At 68.6% G+C, this 15,463-nt stretch carries 13 protein-coding genes; 8 read left to right on the forward strand and 5 right to left on the reverse strand.

What is annotated here, in order from left to right; genetic code table 11:
* Nucleotides 1-91 precede the first annotated feature (91 nt).
* Nucleotides 92-433: a bifunctional 3-phenylpropionate/cinnamic acid dioxygenase ferredoxin subunit gene (locus tag LY40_RS09145; protein ID WP_183780287.1), complete on the forward strand. Its 342-nt coding sequence runs from the start codon at nt 92-94 to the stop codon at nt 431-433.
* Complete coding sequence (locus LY40_RS09150; RefSeq protein WP_258936540.1) at nt 433-1,596, forward strand: NAD(P)/FAD-dependent oxidoreductase; 1,164 nt, start codon at nt 433-435, stop codon at nt 1,594-1,596. Before LY40_RS09145 ends, LY40_RS09150 begins: the two co-directional genes overlap by 1 nt.
* 51 nt (nt 1,597-1,647) lie before the next feature.
* On the opposite strand, the gene LY40_RS09155 is transcribed toward LY40_RS09150, so the two are convergent.
* On the reverse strand, nt 1,648-2,271 hold the full coding sequence (locus LY40_RS09155) for a GntR family transcriptional regulator (RefSeq protein WP_228725973.1): 624 nt from the start codon (nt 2,269-2,271) through the stop codon (nt 1,648-1,650).
* Nucleotides 2,272-2,814: 543 nt separating this feature from the next.
* Entirely contained in the window at nt 2,815-4,044 is a 1,230-nt protein-coding gene (locus LY40_RS09160) for a PucR family transcriptional regulator (RefSeq protein ID WP_258936541.1), read from the reverse strand.
* A 248-nt stretch (nt 4,045-4,292) separates the two neighbouring features.
* Here LY40_RS09160 and LY40_RS09165 point away from each other — a divergent pair, with 248 nt between their 5' ends.
* Nucleotides 4,293-6,719, forward strand: coding sequence for an FdhF/YdeP family oxidoreductase (locus LY40_RS09165; protein WP_258936542.1), 2,427 nt, complete (start codon nt 4,293-4,295; stop codon nt 6,717-6,719).
* 106 nt (nt 6,720-6,825) lie between these two features.
* Here the strand turns inward: LY40_RS09165 and LY40_RS09170 are convergent, their stop codons facing one another.
* Nucleotides 6,826-6,969: a hypothetical protein gene (locus tag LY40_RS09170; protein ID WP_258936543.1), complete on the reverse strand. Its 144-nt coding sequence runs from the start codon at nt 6,967-6,969 to the stop codon at nt 6,826-6,828.
* Nucleotides 6,970-7,340: 371 nt separating this feature from the next.
* Here LY40_RS09170 and LY40_RS09175 point away from each other — a divergent pair, with 371 nt between their 5' ends.
* The 5 genes from LY40_RS09175 (at nt 7,341) to LY40_RS09195 (ending at nt 13,309) form a co-directional block, all read left to right on the forward strand.
* Entirely contained in the window at nt 7,341-8,291 is a 951-nt protein-coding gene (locus LY40_RS09175; RefSeq protein WP_258936544.1) for an NADPH:quinone oxidoreductase family protein, read from the forward strand.
* Between the two features lie 130 nt (nt 8,292-8,421).
* Entirely contained in the window at nt 8,422-9,093 is a 672-nt protein-coding gene (locus tag LY40_RS09180) for a TetR/AcrR family transcriptional regulator (protein ID WP_183780272.1), read from the forward strand.
* Nucleotides 9,094-9,627: 534 nt separating this feature from the next.
* Complete coding sequence (locus tag LY40_RS09185) at nt 9,628-10,257, forward strand: HAD family hydrolase (RefSeq protein ID WP_258936545.1); 630 nt, start codon at nt 9,628-9,630, stop codon at nt 10,255-10,257.
* Between the two features lie 165 nt (nt 10,258-10,422).
* Nucleotides 10,423-11,646 (forward strand): acyl-CoA dehydrogenase family protein, encoded by a 1,224-nt coding sequence (locus tag LY40_RS09190; RefSeq protein ID WP_183780266.1) that lies wholly within the window; start codon nt 10,423-10,425, stop codon nt 11,644-11,646.
* 139 nt (nt 11,647-11,785) lie between these two features.
* Nucleotides 11,786-13,309: a class I adenylate-forming enzyme family protein gene (locus LY40_RS09195; RefSeq protein ID WP_258936546.1), complete on the forward strand. Its 1,524-nt coding sequence runs from the start codon at nt 11,786-11,788 to the stop codon at nt 13,307-13,309.
* Nucleotides 13,310-13,510: 201 nt separating this feature from the next.
* On the opposite strand, the gene LY40_RS09200 is transcribed toward LY40_RS09195, so the two are convergent.
* Nucleotides 13,511-14,785, reverse strand: a complete 1,275-nt coding sequence (locus LY40_RS09200; RefSeq protein ID WP_258936547.1) for a benzoate/H(+) symporter BenE family transporter — start codon at nt 14,783-14,785, stop codon at nt 13,511-13,513.
* A 161-nt stretch (nt 14,786-14,946) separates the two neighbouring features.
* Nucleotides 14,947-15,459, reverse strand: coding sequence for a flavin reductase family protein (locus tag LY40_RS09205; protein ID WP_258936548.1), 513 nt, complete (start codon nt 15,457-15,459; stop codon nt 14,947-14,949).
* Nucleotides 15,460-15,463: the final 4 nt, after the last annotated feature.

A 15,463-nucleotide genomic window follows, 5' to 3' on the forward strand; every position in this document is an offset into this window, starting at 1 on the left:
CGAATTTGACCGTTGACTCGGGGGGTGTCGAACCCCATCCTGTGAGTTGCGTAATGCACTACTCGTTCCTCTATGAGCAACAGGGGCCGTAATGATCTTGGTTGGTGAGTTGGCAGGCCTGCCGCCCGGAGAGTCGGTCCGGGTGCAGGGCGAGGTGGCCATCGCGGTGTTCAACGTGGACGGTGAGCTCTACGCGATCGACGACACCTGCTCGCATCAGGACGCTTCACTGTCCGACGGATGGCTCGAAGGCTGCGCGGTGGAGTGCCCGTTGCACGCCGCCTGCTTCGACCTCCGGACCGGTCAGCCCAGTGGTCCGCCCGCGAAGAAACCGGTGCGCACGCACGCGGTCTCGATCGAGGACGGCCTGATCTACGTGCACGAGTCGACCCGGGTCACCGTCGGTGGCGCGGTTGTGGAGGAGGTCGGTTGATGGAGCACATCACCGTCGTCGGTGCCTCTCTGGCAGGGCTGGCGACCGTCCGCGCGCTGCGCGCGCAGGAGTTTGAAGGCCGGATCACTGTGATCGGCGATGAGCGGCACGAGCCCTACGATCGTCCGCCGCTGTCGAAGGAGTACCTCGCGGGAACCGTCACCGAGGAGGACATCGGGCTGACCGATTCCGACGATGCCGACCTCGGCGTGGAGTGGGTCATCGGCCAGACGGCCGCTTCGCTGGACACCGCGGGCAAGGCCGTCGTGCTCGCCGACGGACCCCGGGTCGGCACCGACGCCGTCGTGCTCGCCACCGGCGCCCGGGCGCGCCAGCTCCCCGGCGGCTTCCCGCAGGGCGTGCACACCCTGCGCACCCTCGACGACGCCAGGGCGCTGCGCAGCGAGCTGGTCCCCGGCGCGAGGCTGGTCGTCATCGGGGCCGGCTTCATCGGAGCCGAGATCGCCTCCACTGCGGCGGGCCTCGGCTGCGAGGTCGACATCGTCGAGGCCGCGGACGTCCCGCTGCAACGACCGCTGGGCGCCGAGATGGGCGCGGTGTGCGGCAGGCTGCACGCGCGCAACGGGGCACGACTGCACGCGGGTACCGGTCTCGCCGAACTGGTCGGGGAGACTCGTGTGAAGGCGGTGCGCCTCACCGACGGGCGCGAACTGCCTGCCGACGTCGTCGTGGTCGGTATCGGAGCGCAGCCGAACACCGAGTGGCTCGCCGGATCCGGTCTGGAGATCGACGACGGCGTTCGCACCGACGAGCAGGGACGTACGACCATCCCCGAGGTTCTCGCGGTCGGCGACTGCGCCCACTCCTACCGTGACTACACGGCCGGCTGGCTGCGTCTCGAGCACTGGACCAACGCGTTGCAGCAACCGGCGGCCGCGGTCGCCGCGCTGCTCGGCCGGGAGCACTCCGCCCCCGCGCATCACTCGGTTCCCTACTTCTGGTCCGACCAGTACGGACACAAGATCCAGTTCGCAGGCCACCGTAGGGCCGACTGCACGGTGCAGATCGAGGAGGGCGACCCGGACTCGGGTGATTTCCTCGCCCTCTACCTCAATTCCGAGGAGCGTCCCGTGGGCGTCCTGGCGATCGACCGAGCCCGCCCGTTCGGGCAATGGCGGCGAAAACTGGCCAAGCGTCCGTGATCGGCGCATCCCCGAATTCCGGCCTCCCCGGCCGGTCGGATCGGAAAGGATTCAGACCAACGAACGCATAGCCTTGTCGAAGTTCAGCACGTGTTCGCGTGCGAGTCGTTCAGCCTTGTCCGGCTCGCACGAGCTGATCGCCCGCAGTAGCCCCGAGTGCTCCATGACGTGACTGTCGAAATCCGGCATGCGGTCGAGGAAGACGCAGAAGATCCGTGTCGCGAGGTTGTCGTAGCGGATCAGTGTGTCTTCCAGATGCGGATTTCCCGCTGCGTGGTAGATCGCGCGGTGGACGTGCAGGTCCCACCGCATGACCTCGTCGCGGGTGAGGGAGCGGAGGTCCATGTCGTCGAGGAAATCGGCGAGTTCGGCGAACTCCTCGGCCTCCGCGTCGCCGATGGTCTCGGCCGCGCGGCGCGCTGCGAGCGGTTCCAGGTGTACGCGCAGATCGGAGATGTAGGCCAGATCGGTGATGTCCACGGCGGTGGCGAAGGTTCCCCGGCGCGGGTACGACACGACCAAGCGGTCGATCTCGAGGCGCTTGAGTGCTTCCCGTACCGGGGTCCTGCCGATGTCGAGCGACTGGGCCAGTGCCGCGTCGTCGATCGGCTCCATCGGCGGGATGTCCAGCATGATCAGCCGATCGCGGATCGCCTGGTAGGCCTTCTCCGCCATGGAAATCGGTTGATCCTCGGTTGTAGCACTCATTGTAACCCCGACTGCATCGCCGAACCTCAGAACTCCTCGAATTTTGATACAAGACTAGTATAGCAGATTCCCTTTGCGGTGCCGATGAGTGTTGGTCGTCACCGTCGTGTTGTGCCATCGTGACCTGCGAACTCGGCGGAGATTCAGCTCCGGGGTGGCAATCCCGGACCGGGGAGAATTATCGGCGAGTGGTTCGCGGGTAGTGGTCGGCGAAGTGCCGGTCGCGGCCCGGGTCGAGCCTGCGAGTTCTTCCGAGTGTCACTGCCGATTCACTCGACTGTCGCGTGGTATTTCGAACTCATATTCGAACCACTGAGGGCTCGGCGGGGCCGCTCCGGTGCTGGCGGTCGAGGTCGTGCACGTCACGCGGTCCACCGAACGCGGCGCGGTTCCCGGTGCGCGGCCTCCCAGGTCGCGAGGCGGGCGGGTGCCGGGCGACCCCGTACGGAACCGACCCCGTACGGAACCGGCCTCGGCAGCGCCGAACGCAACGCAGCCGGAGGGCGCGAATCAGTGCCGGTTCGGGCGGTCGGGGCCGCCCTGCTGGCCCCGGCCCGGTGTCGGGTCCTTGCCGAGGCTGAGTGAGTGAAGCGCGGTCGCGAGTTCGGCGACATCGAACGGCTGGGTCAGCGACCGGCCGGTGAGCTCGTTGATGCGCCGCAGCCTGTAGCGGACGGTGTTCGGATGGCAGTAGAGCTGCTTGGCGGCCTGTTCGGCGGAGCCGCCGTGGTCGAACCAGGCGTGCAGGGTGTCCAACAGGCTGGTGCGGTCGTCGGCGGGAAGCTCGAGCACTGAGCCCAGGACCTGGTACGCGACCCGCTCACTCTCGTCCGGCTCGCAGGCGACCAGCGCGGCGAGCGGGCTCGTGCCGAACGCGTGGACGTCCGACTGCCCCGTGGGGATCCCCGCGAGTGCGACGCCGGCGAGATGCAGCGCCCTCGGCGTGTCCCGGAGTGCTTGGTACGGAGGGCTGACACCGGTGCGGGTGGTCACGGCCTCGCGCAGGACGGCGAACAGCTCGTCTCGCTGCCCGGGACGCAGCGAGACGACCCCGGTGTGCAGCGTCGGAGTGAGGCGCCAGGCGGAGACGATGCCGCGTTCCGCGAGTCGTCGTTCGACGCGGGGAAGGCCGGCGTCGGCCAGTGCGCCGTTCTCGGCGGCGACCACGACCAGGTCCGCGTTCGGCTGCAGATCGAGGAGTTTGGCGATCTCCCACGGGCTTGCGTCCGGCCCCACCTGCCCGGTGAACAGCGCCTCGAGGAGGGCGGCGCGGCGCTGGTGTTGTTCGTCGAGCAGCTCCGCGGTGGCGGCCCGGTAGGCCTCGGTGAGCTCGATGGCGTGTTCGTCCGCGAGCTGCCAGAGCAGGGTGGCCGCGCCGAGAAGTGTGGTGCGGGTGGGTTCGTGGCGTTCGCCAGCGCGGCGGATGAGCACGTCCCATACCGCGGTGAAGGCCAGCCGGTAGGCGCGCAGCACCTCCGGCAGCGGCGCGCCCTGGTGCGCGCGGCGCCGTCCCGTCTCCCGAGGCGCGCTGAGGTCGCGGGCATCGCCGGGGTCCCGGAGCGCGGCGACGATGTACCGCAGGTTGTGCTCGATCGAACGGCGCAGGTCCTCGCGCGGTACGACCGTGCGGTACACGTCCATCCGGTCGACGCAGTCGGCGACGACGTCGTCGGCCAGCTCAGCCAGCCGGGCGTCTGCCAGGTCGGCCAGCTCCGCGAGCGAGCCCTCACCGTGGTTCATCGATCATCGTTTCGTTCCGGCCCGACGTCAGGGGCGATTGTCGTAGCGGACGGGGCCCGCATCGGACGTCCTGCGTCACAACGAGCTTTGTCTGCGTCGACAACCGCGGCAACAGTACCGTCGACCTCGTTCCCGCGTCCCGTCCGTCCCCGTCACGGCCCGATCCCACCGACGTCAGACGCCGGCCGTCACGGAGCGGTCGAATACGGACCCGGCACGCTGATGACCTCGACGAAACAGGAGCCGGCATGGGCAGCGACGACACGGCTGAAGGCGTCGACAAGGCCGTCGAACACGGTCCTGCCGAGGCGGCGTCCGCGCAGAGCGACCCGACGTCGGAGCGACGGGCCGTCCCGGGGCTCATGTCGGACACGCCGCGGCAGGGCGGTACGGGCCCGTCGACCGACGGACGCTGGTCGCAGCGGCCGTACGACCACCCCGCTGCCGGGTGGGGCGCGGCGGCTTCGGTCATGCGGGTACTGGCTCGTGAGCGTGTGCCGGTGAAGGGCACCCGCGCCATGTTCGACATGAACCATGCCGAGCGGAGCTACGACTGCCCCGGGTGTGCCTGGCCCGATGACACCAAGGGCCTCAAACTCGACATCTGCGAGAACGGCATCAAGCACGTCACGTGGGAGATGACCGGAAAGCGGGTCGATCGGGAGTTCTTCGCCGCCCACTCGGTCTCCGAACTGGCCGAGTGGACCGACTTCGACCTCGAGAATCAGGGCCGGCTCACCGAGCCGATGGTCTACGACGCTGCGACGGACCACTACGTGCCGATCAGCTGGGCCGACGCGTTCGAGCTCGTCGGCGGGCAGCTGCGCGCGCTGGACAACCCTGACCAGGCGACGTTCTACACCTCGGGCAGGCTCGGTAACGAGGCGACCTTCCTCTACCAGCTGATGGTTCGCGAATACGGCACGAACAACCTGCCGGACTGTTCCAACATGTGCCACGAGGCCTCCGGCCGGGCGCTGCGGGCCTCGATCGGGACGGGCAAGGGCACCGTCGACCTGCACGACTGGGAGCAGTGCGACGCGCTGTTCGTCCTCGGGGTCAACGCCGCGTCGAACGCACCGCGGATGCTGACGGCGCTGGCCGAGGCGTACGACCGCGGCGCCGAGGTCGTCCACGTCAACCCGCTCGTCGAGGCGGGTGCCACCCGCACGATCGTGCCCCACGAGTTCACCGACATGGCGCGGCTCAAGTCGACCCCGACCAGCACCCTGAACCTGCAGGTCCGCCCCGGCGGCGACCTGGCCCTCATCCGCGGCATCGCCAAGGTCGTGCTCGAACGGGCACGCGAGAACCCCGACGTCCTCGACCGCGAATTCCTCGAATCGTCCACCCGCGGCTTCGAGGAGTACCGCGAGCTGGTCGAGGCCACGAGCTGGGACGAACTCGCGGTCCAGTCCGGGCTCGGCGAGACCGACATCCGGCGCGCCGCCGACATCTACCTGCGCGCCGAACGCGCGTTGATCAGCTGGTGCCTCGGCGTCAGTCAGCACGAACACGGCGTGGACACGGTCAGGGAGATCGTGAACCTCCTGTTGCTCCGCGGAAACATCGGACGTGAGGGCGCAGGGCCGTCACCGGTGCGTGGGCACAGCAACGTGCAGGGCAACCGCACCTGCGGCATCGACCACCGGCCGGGTGCCGAGTTCCTGGACCGGCTGGCCGAGGTGTGCCGGATCGACCCGCCTCGCGCGCACGGCCTCGACACCGTCCGTTCGATCGAAGCGATGCATGCGGGTGAGCTCAAGGTGTTCGTCGGCATGGGCGGGAACTTCGTGCGGGCCGCCCCGGACACCGAACACACCGCCGAAGGGTTGCGACGGTGTGAACTGACCGTGCAGATCAGCACCAAGCTGAACCGCAGCCACCTGGTCCACGGTAAGCAGGCCTTGATCCTGCCGTGCTTGGGCCGTACCGAGCTGGACGAGCAACCCGGCGGCCTGCAGAGCACGAGCGTCGAGGACGCGATGAGCATGGTCCACCTGTCCACCGGCAGGAAGCGGCCGGCCTCGCCCCATCTGCTGTCCGAGCCGGCCATCATCGCCGGCATGGCACGGGCGACGCTGCCCGGCAGCGCAACACCGTGGGAGTGGTACGTCGAGGACTACGACCGCATCCGCGACGTCATGGCGCGCGTCCTGCCCGGATTCGAGGACTTCAACACGCGTGTCCGACAGCCCTCGGGGTTCCGGATTCCGCAGCCGGCCCGTGAGCGCACCTTCCACACCCGCTCCGGCAGGGCCGAGTTCTGCCACGCGGAGTTGCCGGACGTCATCCCGGACTCCGCCGACGTGCTCGTACTGCAGACGATGCGCTCGCACGATCAGTGGAACACCACCATCTACTCGAACAACGACCGATACCGCGGCGTGCGCAACCTGCGCGAGCTGATCTTCATGAACGTCGACGACATGCGTGCGCGGGGCATCGAAGAGGGAACTCCGGTCGACATCGTCGCCACCTCCAAGGACGGATCGCAGCGCTCGCTGCACGAGTACCGCGCCATCTCCTACGACCTGCCGCGCGGCAGCGCCGCGGGTTACATGCCGGAGATGAACGGACTCATCGGTGCGGCCGACTACAGCACCCAGAGCGACCAGCCGCTGATGAAGAGCGTTCGTGTCCGTGTCACACCGTCCACTTCGGTCAGCTCGTAGCTCAGCTGTGGGCAGGCGCGGCACCAGGTAGCCACGGCACCAGTCAGCCACGGCGCCGGTCAGCCACGGCATCGGTCAGGTACGGCGCCGGACTGAGCTGTCCGCGTCAGTCGCGGACGGTGGTCAGCGACGGTCGTCCTCTCGGGGCTGCGGTCATCCCCACGGTGACCATCCCCACGGTCCGGGCGGTCAGCAGGTCGCGCTGGGGCTCGTCGGTGTCGCAGCGAAGCTCGCCGAGTCGGGCGATCACGCCGTCGTGAGTGGCAGTGCCCGCCTGTGGTCCGTCCGCGGTCAGCGAGACCTGACAGGCGCGCCGGTCGCTGCTGCGGGTCCGGGCGACGAGGCCACGTTTCTCGGCTCGGTCGACAGGCCGTTGAGGCCGGACTTTCACCGGCAGTGGCCGTGCGAGAGTGGTGGCACCCGCCGTGCCAGGGTAAACCTGATGTCGGATTCGACAAATCTTGAATCCTGATTCAAGTTCGCGTAGCGTGCACAACCCACTCCCGGGGTCTGCGATCGTGGACGGAAGAGGCGAGCTCGTATTGAAGATCTGCGCTGCCTGACTCGGGGCGTGAACACGTCGTGGCACACGGAATCATCGTCGAAGGGTGTGACCCATCAATGCGCGCCATCCACATCAGCAGTCTCGACGGCCCTTCCGCGGTCGAAGTGGTCGACGTCCCGGCCCCGGCCGATGAGGAGCAGGTCACCGTCGATGTGAGGGCCGCAGGGGTGGCGTTCCCCGAGTTGCTGCAGACGCGGGGCCTCTACCAGGTCAAGCCGGAGCTCCCGTTCGTTCCGGGTGCGGAGGTGGCAGGGGTGGTGGCCGCGGCGCCCGCGTCGTCCGGGCTGGCCGTGGGAGACCGGGTCGCCTCTCTGCCGTTGCTGGGCGGTTTCGCCGACCGGGTGCTGGCCAGCCCGGACCTGACCTTTCGCCTGCCCGACGGCGTGTCCTTCGAGGAGGGCGCCTCCTTCCTGTTCAACTACTGCACGTCCTACTTCGCCCTCCTCGAACGCGGGCATCTCGCCGAGGGGGAGACCGTCCTCGTGCACGGTGGCGCCGGAGGCATCGGCACCAGTGCGATTCAGGTGGCCAAGGCGTTCGGGGCCGGGCGCGTGATCGCGGTGGTCTCGGCCAGCGAAAAGGGCGACGTGGCCATGGCAGCCGGGGCGGACGAGTTCGTCCTCGCCGAGAACTTCAAGGACGAGGTCGGCCGGGCTGTCGACGTCGTCCTCGACCCGGTGGGCGGTGACCGGTTCACCGACTCGCTCCGGACGCTGCGCGAGCACGGCCGCCTCCTCGTGGTCGGCTTCGCCGCGGGCGACATCCCCACGGTCAAGGTCAACCGGCTGCTGCTCAACAACATATCCGTGACCGGCGTGGGCTGGGGTGCCTACTCGATGCCGCGGCCCGGGCACGTCGCCACCCAGTGGGCAGCCATGGAACCGCACCTGCGCAGCGGGGCGCTGAAACCCGTGCTCGGACCGTCCTTCCCGCTCGAGCAGGCCGCGGACGCCCTGCAGTGCCTCGAGCGGCGAGCTGCCACGGGGAAGGTGGTCCTCACGGTGTGAGCGGAGATCGTGCCGCCCGCGTTGGTGGCGGCCCATGTCGGATCGCGCGCCGGCGTGAGCAGCGTTGGCGTGGGTGAGCAGGGTCGGCCGCCGGCGTGTGGCACCATGCATCTGCATCCAAGGAGGGCAGATGAGCAGCAAGAGCAGCGCGCGCGGCGACTCGGCCGTGCCTCCGCTCGCCGACACCTCTGCGTTCCGTGCTCCGCCGGTGACGGCGCGAGGTGCCCGCACTCGTGCCGCTCTCGTTGCGGCCGCACGTGTGGTCTTCGAACGTGACGGCTTCCTCGATGCCAGGCTGACGGACATCACCTCCGAGGCGAAGTGCTCCACGGGGAGCTTCTACACCTACTTCTCCAGCAAGGAAGAGGTCTTCCTTGCGGTCGTGGAGGAAGCTCAGCACGACATGCTGCACCCCGGCGCCCCGCACCTGGACGAGGACGAGGCCTCGCCTGCCGCGGTCATCGAAGCGTCGAACCGTGCCTATCTCGAGGCCTACAAGCGCAACGCCAAGTTGATGCTGATCCTTGAGCAGGTTGCCGTGGTCGACCCGAAGTTCCGAGAGGTGCGCCGCGCCCGCAGCCGGACGTTCGCCGGGCGGAATGCGCGCGCCATCGCGAGGCTTCAGGAACAGGGTCTCGTCGACCCCGGCATCGACCCCAAGATGGCCGCGATGGCCTTGTCCGGCATGGTCTCGCGCCTCGCCTACAACGTCTTCTGTCTCGGTGACAAGGCGAGCATGAAACAGCTGGTCGACACCACGACCCGGCTTTGGGTCAACGCGCTCAAGCTCGACGAGAGCTGAGTGGCCGGCGCCTGAGTGACCGGCGCCTGAGTGACCGGCGCCTGAGGCGTTGGCGTCTGCGCGGCGGCCGCTGCGGAAGTACGACATGGTCTGTCCGGTCGCTTCCGGTATCGAAGGGAACCATGCTTCGCTGACGCGGCCGATGGGCGCTGCGGCCACGATCGACTCGTCCCGCTCAGCCGGGAATCTCGATGAAATTGACGGCGGGTTCAAGTAGGCGGCCGACGGTTGCCCGTTCGTCCGTTCGGCCGGTTGACGTGCCTGGCCCAAGTCGGCCGAGCACCCTGCTCATTGCCGGCCGGCGGGGTGCCGCCGCCGGGTTCGACCGCGCGATGGCCTGCAGTTTCGGCCGGCACGCCGTTGCCGTCGCCGTGCCGGAGTGCCGGCCCGCGAAGCACGTCGTGCGGGCCGGCGAGGACTGTTCGGTGGCGCCGGCGGCAGGCTCGGTGCCCACAGTCGCGCCACCTTCGCAAGCTTGAATACGAATCCGGATTCAAGTAGCGTGCGACACCAGTCGAGACCGAGGAGTCGCGTATGGCGAACCCGTCGCTCCCTGCTCGCCGGGCGGTCTTGTTCGACTTCGGCGGCGTCCTCACCACCGGAGTTCTGGCGGCGTTCGCCGAGTTCGGCCGTGAGCTCGGCGACTCCCGGCTGCCCCTCCGGGTGGTGGCATCGGACGAGCAAGGCAAGAACCTGCTGAAGGCTCATGAGGAGGGCCGCATCGACCAGGCGGTCTTCGAGCGTGGCCTGGCCGATCGGTTCGCAGCACACGGCGCTGCGGTGCCGGCGAGTGGACTCCTCCGGCGGATGCAAGCCGGGCTTCGCCCCGACAGCGCGACGATCGACCTGGTGAGGCGGCTTCGTTCCCAGGGATGGCCCGTGGGGCTCCTCTCGAACTCGTTGGGGGACGACTGCTACGCCGGTTTCGACCTGCCCGAGATGTTCGACGCCGTGACGATCTCCGCCGAGATCGGCGTGCGCAAGCCTTCGCGCGAGGCCTACCGGATCGCGTGCAGGCGGCTGGGCGTACGTCCCGAGGAGACGGTGATGGTCGACGACCTCGAACAGAACATCGCTGCCGCGGGCCGGTTGGGCATGGCGGGAGTCGTCCACACCGACGCGGTCACCACCGAGGCCGAGCTCACGGCGCTGCTCGGCCACTGAGTCCGGACGCGCCGGCGGGCACGAACCAACCCGGAGACACCTGCCCCGCCAAGAACAGACGACAAGCCACGAGACAACTACTCCAGAGACAACAAACTCCAGAGACAACAAACCACGGAGACAATCGACCACAGTGGCCGTTCGGTCACCGATGGAGGAGCGGCCATGCTGGAGCTGACCGAGCGGGGCCGCGAGTATCGCGAGAAGCTGCTCGATTTCATGGACGAGCACATCTATCCGGCCGAGGCGACCTACCGGACGCAGATGGAGGAGGCGCGCGACCCGCACTTCCAGCCCCCGATCCTCGAGGAACTCAAGGCAAAGGCGAAGCAGCGCGGCCTGTGGAACCTCTTCCACCCGGACGAGGAGTGGGGATCGGGCCTGACCAACCTCGAGTACGCCCACCTCGCCGAGATCATGGGCCGCAGCCCGGAGCTGGCACCCGAGGCGACGAACTGCAACGCTCCCGATACCGGGAACATGGAGGTGCTGACCCATTTCGGCACCGACGAGCACAAGGAGAAGTGGCTCAAGCCGTTGCTGGACGGCCAGATCGCCTCGGCGTTCGCGATGACCGAGCCGGCCGTGGCGAGCTCCGATGCTACGAACGTCGAGCTGCGCATGGTCCGGGACGGCGACGAGTACGTGCTCAACGGGCGAAAGTGGTGGACGTCGAACGCCCTGCACAAGAACTGCAAGGTGCTCATCGTCATGGGCAAGACCGATCCGGACGCGCCGAAACACCGCCAGCAGAGCATGATGGTGGTCCCGTTGGGCACCCCTGGCGTCACGGTCCTGCGGAACTTGCCGGTCTTCGGTTATGCGGACCGTGAGGGGCACGCCGAGGTCGTATTCGAGAACGTGCGAGTGCCGGCCACGGCTCTGCTCGCCGACGAGGGCGACGGCTTCATGATTAGCCAGGCACGGCTGGGGCCCGGCCGCATCCATCACTGCATGCGTTCGATCGGCATGGCCGAGCGCGCCCTAGACATGATGATCGACCGGGCACAGTCCAGGGTCACCTTCGGTGCTCCGGTCGCCGACCGGGCGAACATCCAGGACTGGATCGCCGAGGCGCGCATCGAGATCGAGATGGCCCGTCTGCTGACGCTCAAGACGGCCTGGCTGATGGACACCGTCGGCAACCAGCGGGCCCGAGTCGAGATCGCCGGCATCAAGATCGCCGCACCCGAGGTCGCGCTGAAAGTCGTGGATCGGGCGATCCAGGTCCACGGCGGCGGTGGCGTCTCGGACGACTTCCCGCTGGCCTGGCTGTACGCCCATCTGCGCACGCTGCGTCTCGCGGACGGGCCGGACGAGGTCCACAAGCGCACCATCGCCATGACCGAGCTGCGTCGTCGGGACCCGGCGTGGAAGAAGAAGGCGTGACCGAGATCGGTCCCCGCCCGCGTCGTGCTCGACCCGACGCGTCTCGGCACGTGGCGCACCGGCCGTACGCCCGACTCCGGCGCGCAGACACCGCTCGTGCCGACCGGCCAACCGCAACACGACCACGAGGAGCGGCCCCGTGACGAACGTTGTAGCGAACATCTGGAAACACGCCGACCAGCGCCCTGACGCCGTCGCGTTGCGGGAGGGTGACCGGAGCTGGACCTGGGAGGAGTTGCGGGCGCAGGTGTCCGGCGCTGCCGCCGTCCTCAGGGACCGAGGCGTCGCAGCCGGCGACCGGGTGCTGATGGCGGTGCCGACGAGCGCCGAGTTCGTCTTCGTCTACCACGGGGTACTGGCCCTGGGCGCCACGGCCGTGACCGTCAACCCGGTCTCCGCCCCGCGGGAGCTGGAGTACTTCCTCGCCGACGCCGAGTGCAGCCTGGCCATCGGGTGGGACGGAGCGGCCGAGGCGCTGGTCGAGGCGAGCGACGCGGCCGGTGTACCGCGGTGGCCGCTCGCTCCTGACACGATCGCCCCGGGGCGCGTTCCCTCCGACATCGCCGACGTCGGAGGGAACGGGACCGCCGTCCTGCTCTACACCTCCGGTACCACCGGCAAGCCCAAGGGCGCCGTGCTGACGCACGAGAACCTGCTGTCCTGCGGGCGGATGCTCTCCGAGGCGCTCGACACCACCTCCGACGACCGGATGGGTACGGCGCTGCCACTGTTCCACGTGTTCGGCCAGGCCTCCGTGATGGCCGCTGTCTTCACCGTCGGGGCTTCGCTGTCCTTGCTGCGGCCGTTCAGCGGCCGGGCGATGCTCGAGATGGCTGCGGAGCATCGGCTGACCGGGCTGGCGGGCGTTCCGACGATGTGGAACGAGATGCTGCACGCCGAGACCGAGCTGACGGCCGAGGATTTCACCGACCTCCGGCTGGCCTGTTCGGGCGGCGCGGCGCTGCCCGTCGAGGTGTCCAAGGCGTTCCACCGCCGCTTCGGTGCGTGGGTGCTCGACGGTTACGGGCTGAGTGAGACGACCGGCGCCGCGACGTTCAGTTCCCTGGACATGCCCCGCAAGGAGGGCAGCGTCGGTCGTGCGCTGCCGGGGTGCAGGTTGGCGATCCTCGACGAGTCACGGGAGCCGCTTCCGGTCGGGGAGGTCGGCGAGGTCGCGATCCAGGGCCCGGTCGTCATGCGGGAGTACTGGAACCGGCCCGATGCGACCGCGACGGTCCGTCATGGCTCGTGGTTCCTCACCGGCGACCTCGGCCGAATGGATTCCGACGGCGACCTCTTCATCGTCGACCGCAAGAAGGACCTCGTGATCCGCGGCGGCTACAACGTCTACCCGCGCGAGGTCGAGGAGGTGCTCTACGGTCACCCCGACATCCTCGAGGCTGCGGTGATCGGCATCCCCGACGAACGGCTGGGGGAGGAGATCGGCGCTGTCATCGCACCGCACGAGGGGCGGGCGATCGACGCCGCCGACCTGCGTGAATGGCTGGGGCAGCGGTTGTCGGCCTACAAGGTCCCGCGCATCTACCAGGTCGTCGACGCGCTGCCGAAGGGAACCACCGGAAAGATCCTGAAACGCGAGATCGATCGGGACGACGTTCTCGCCACGGGCACCCGGCCGAGCCGGACCGCGCCCGCGCGCTGACCGGCCGTCGGCGGAAGGCGGCAGGGCCGGCGAGTTCGGCTGCGGCCGGACGGCCCCGGACCTCGGCGCGAAGCTCACCGCCCACACGGGTCGGTCCGGGGCCTCGGCCCACCGGAGCGGAGGACCGGTACCCCGGACCGATCGAGCAGTGAACGCGCCGTGCCGGTGGGCCGTACACGTGATGGGCTGACTGCCCACCGCTCAGCTGTGCGAGCGGGTCTTGAAGTCGTCGAACTCGAGCAGGAGGGAGACACCGAGTCCGGCGAGCAGCGCCCAGAAGGGGCTGGAGATGCCGAGGATGGTGACGTCCCCCATGGCGACGACGAGAGCGACCAGCGCGCCGAGTTTGTAGCGGCCCTCGGTGAACGCGCCCCGGAAGGCGATGATGAGGACGCCGAACATCGCCAGTCCGGCCACGGTGGAGATCAGTTCGCCGGGGAGCGCGCTGACCAGGCCCACGGCGATGCTGGCGAAGAAGCCGAACGTGACGAAGATGATGCCGTTCACGACGGCCGCGGCGTAGCGGCGGTCGTGGTGCGGACCGGCCTGGTCGGAACCGCAGATGGCGGTCATCGGCCCGGCGATGCTGGCGTTGTGGCCGCCGAACCCGGAGACGAGGAGGCTGGCCGCTCCGCTGACCACGGTGATGTTGTTGACCGGCGGACGGTACTTCTCGGCGATGAGCACACCCATGGACTGGATGTTCTCCGCCTGGATCACCAGTGCGAGCGGGATTCCCACGCCCAACATGGTCAGCGGGTTGAAGTCCACGCCGACCCAGGTCGGCAGAGTGAACTCGGTGCCGACGTTGGCCGAGGCGAACGAGTCGGTGAGAACGGCCGCGACGATGCCGAAGACGAGGGCACCGATCACTCCCGGGACTGCCTTGACGAACCGGCTCAGCAGCAGGAACCCGACGACGGCGGCACCGACCAGGAACGGTCGCGTTTCGGCGGCGCCGACGATGTTGAGGGCGTACTTGAACAGGACACCGCCGATCATGGCCATCAGGATCGGAATGGGTAGCCATCGCACCAGGGTGCGGACGAAGCCGGACAGTCCGAGGAGTAACACCAGGACGCTGGCGGTGAAGTAGGCGCCGATCATCTCCGGGAGGGAATGGTCGGCCAGGCTGGAGACGACCAGCGCCGCCGCGGGAATGCTCCACGCGCCGACGATGGGCTGCTTGTAGTACAGCGCCATGATCAGCGAGATGAACCCGCCGACCAGGTAGACCGTGCTGACCCACGAGACCGTTTGCGCGGTGGTCAGTCCGGCGTCGGTGGCGCCGTTGACGACGATCAGTGCGGGGCCGGTGCAGCCGAAGACCGCGGCGACGACGCCGGCGCCGATTGTCGAGATGTCGAGGGAACGTGGCAGGCCCCGCAACCCGGCACGGTAGCCGGGGCCGGACTCGATGAGCCGGTCGGACTCGTCGGAGCCGCCGATCTCGTGGTCTTCGATGCTCTGGGACATACGTGATCCATTCGTCAGGCTGCATCCCGTGGTGCAGGTCGGCTGATTCGACAGCACCGACGCGCCTGTCCCAGTGGCGTCGGTGCGGCGGATCGGAGAGGGGCGCCGAGTTGGCCCCCTGGGCCCCGAGCCGGGGAGTTCCCGGCTCGGGGCGAGGACGATCAGAAGAACCAGTGCTCGGGTTCGGCGCCGTGGGGCGTGATGTCGCTGAATCGACCCTGATAGAAGCCGAGCGGGTCGCCGTCCCGGGTGCACACGTCGGTGACCCTGCCGAAGACCACCGTGTGGTCACCGGCTTCGACGATCCGGTCGACCTCGCAATCGAGGTGTGCCAAGGCATTCGGCACCACCGGAACACGGTGGTCGCCGTATTCGAGGCCGAGGCCGCCGAAATGGTCCTCGCCGCGCTTCGCGAACCGCATGGCGATCGGTTGTTGCCGTTGCGAGAGCAGGTTGACGACGAAGCGTCCCGAGTCGGTGACCGCGGTGGCACTGCGCGCACCGTGGTTGAAGCACACCAGCAGCAGCGGCGGATCCAGCGACACCGAGGTCAACGAGTTCATGGTCATGCCGTGCGGCACGCCGTCGGACTCGGTGGTGATGACCGCGACACCGGTCGCGAACCGCCCCATGGTTTGCCGCATCGTGGTGGGATCGACCAGTTGCGGGGTCATGGCG

The sequence above is a fragment of the Prauserella salsuginis genome, from assembly GCF_024648885.1.
Taxonomy (GTDB): domain Bacteria; phylum Actinomycetota; class Actinomycetes; order Mycobacteriales; family Pseudonocardiaceae; genus Prauserella; species Prauserella salsuginis.

Excerpts from the sequence above, each read along its gene's own strand:
- LY40_RS09145 (WP_183780287.1), top strand. The coding sequence starts at position 92 with ATGATCTTGGTTGGTGAGTTGGCAGGCCTGCCGCCCGGAGAGTCGGTC.
- LY40_RS09150 (WP_258936540.1), top strand. The coding sequence starts at position 433 with ATGGAGCACATCACCGTCGTCGGTGCCTCTCTGGCAGGGCTGGCGACC.
- LY40_RS09155 (WP_228725973.1), bottom strand. The coding sequence starts at position 2,271 with ATGGCGGAGAAGGCCTACCAGGCGATCCGCGATCGGCTGATCATGCTG.
- LY40_RS09160 (WP_258936541.1), bottom strand. The coding sequence starts at position 4,044 with ATGAACCACGGTGAGGGCTCGCTCGCGGAGCTGGCCGACCTGGCAGAC.
- LY40_RS09165 (WP_258936542.1), top strand. The coding sequence starts at position 4,293 with ATGGGCAGCGACGACACGGCTGAAGGCGTCGACAAGGCCGTCGAACAC.
- LY40_RS09175 (WP_258936544.1), top strand. The coding sequence starts at position 7,341 with ATGCGCGCCATCCACATCAGCAGTCTCGACGGCCCTTCCGCGGTCGAA.
- LY40_RS09180 (WP_183780272.1), top strand. The coding sequence starts at position 8,422 with ATGAGCAGCAAGAGCAGCGCGCGCGGCGACTCGGCCGTGCCTCCGCTC.
- LY40_RS09185 (WP_258936545.1), top strand. The coding sequence starts at position 9,628 with ATGGCGAACCCGTCGCTCCCTGCTCGCCGGGCGGTCTTGTTCGACTTC.
- LY40_RS09190 (WP_183780266.1), top strand. The coding sequence starts at position 10,423 with ATGCTGGAGCTGACCGAGCGGGGCCGCGAGTATCGCGAGAAGCTGCTC.
- LY40_RS09200 (WP_258936547.1), bottom strand. The coding sequence starts at position 14,785 with ATGTCCCAGAGCATCGAAGACCACGAGATCGGCGGCTCCGACGAGTCC.
- LY40_RS09205 (WP_258936548.1), bottom strand. The coding sequence starts at position 15,459 with ATGACCCCGCAACTGGTCGATCCCACCACGATGCGGCAAACCATGGGG.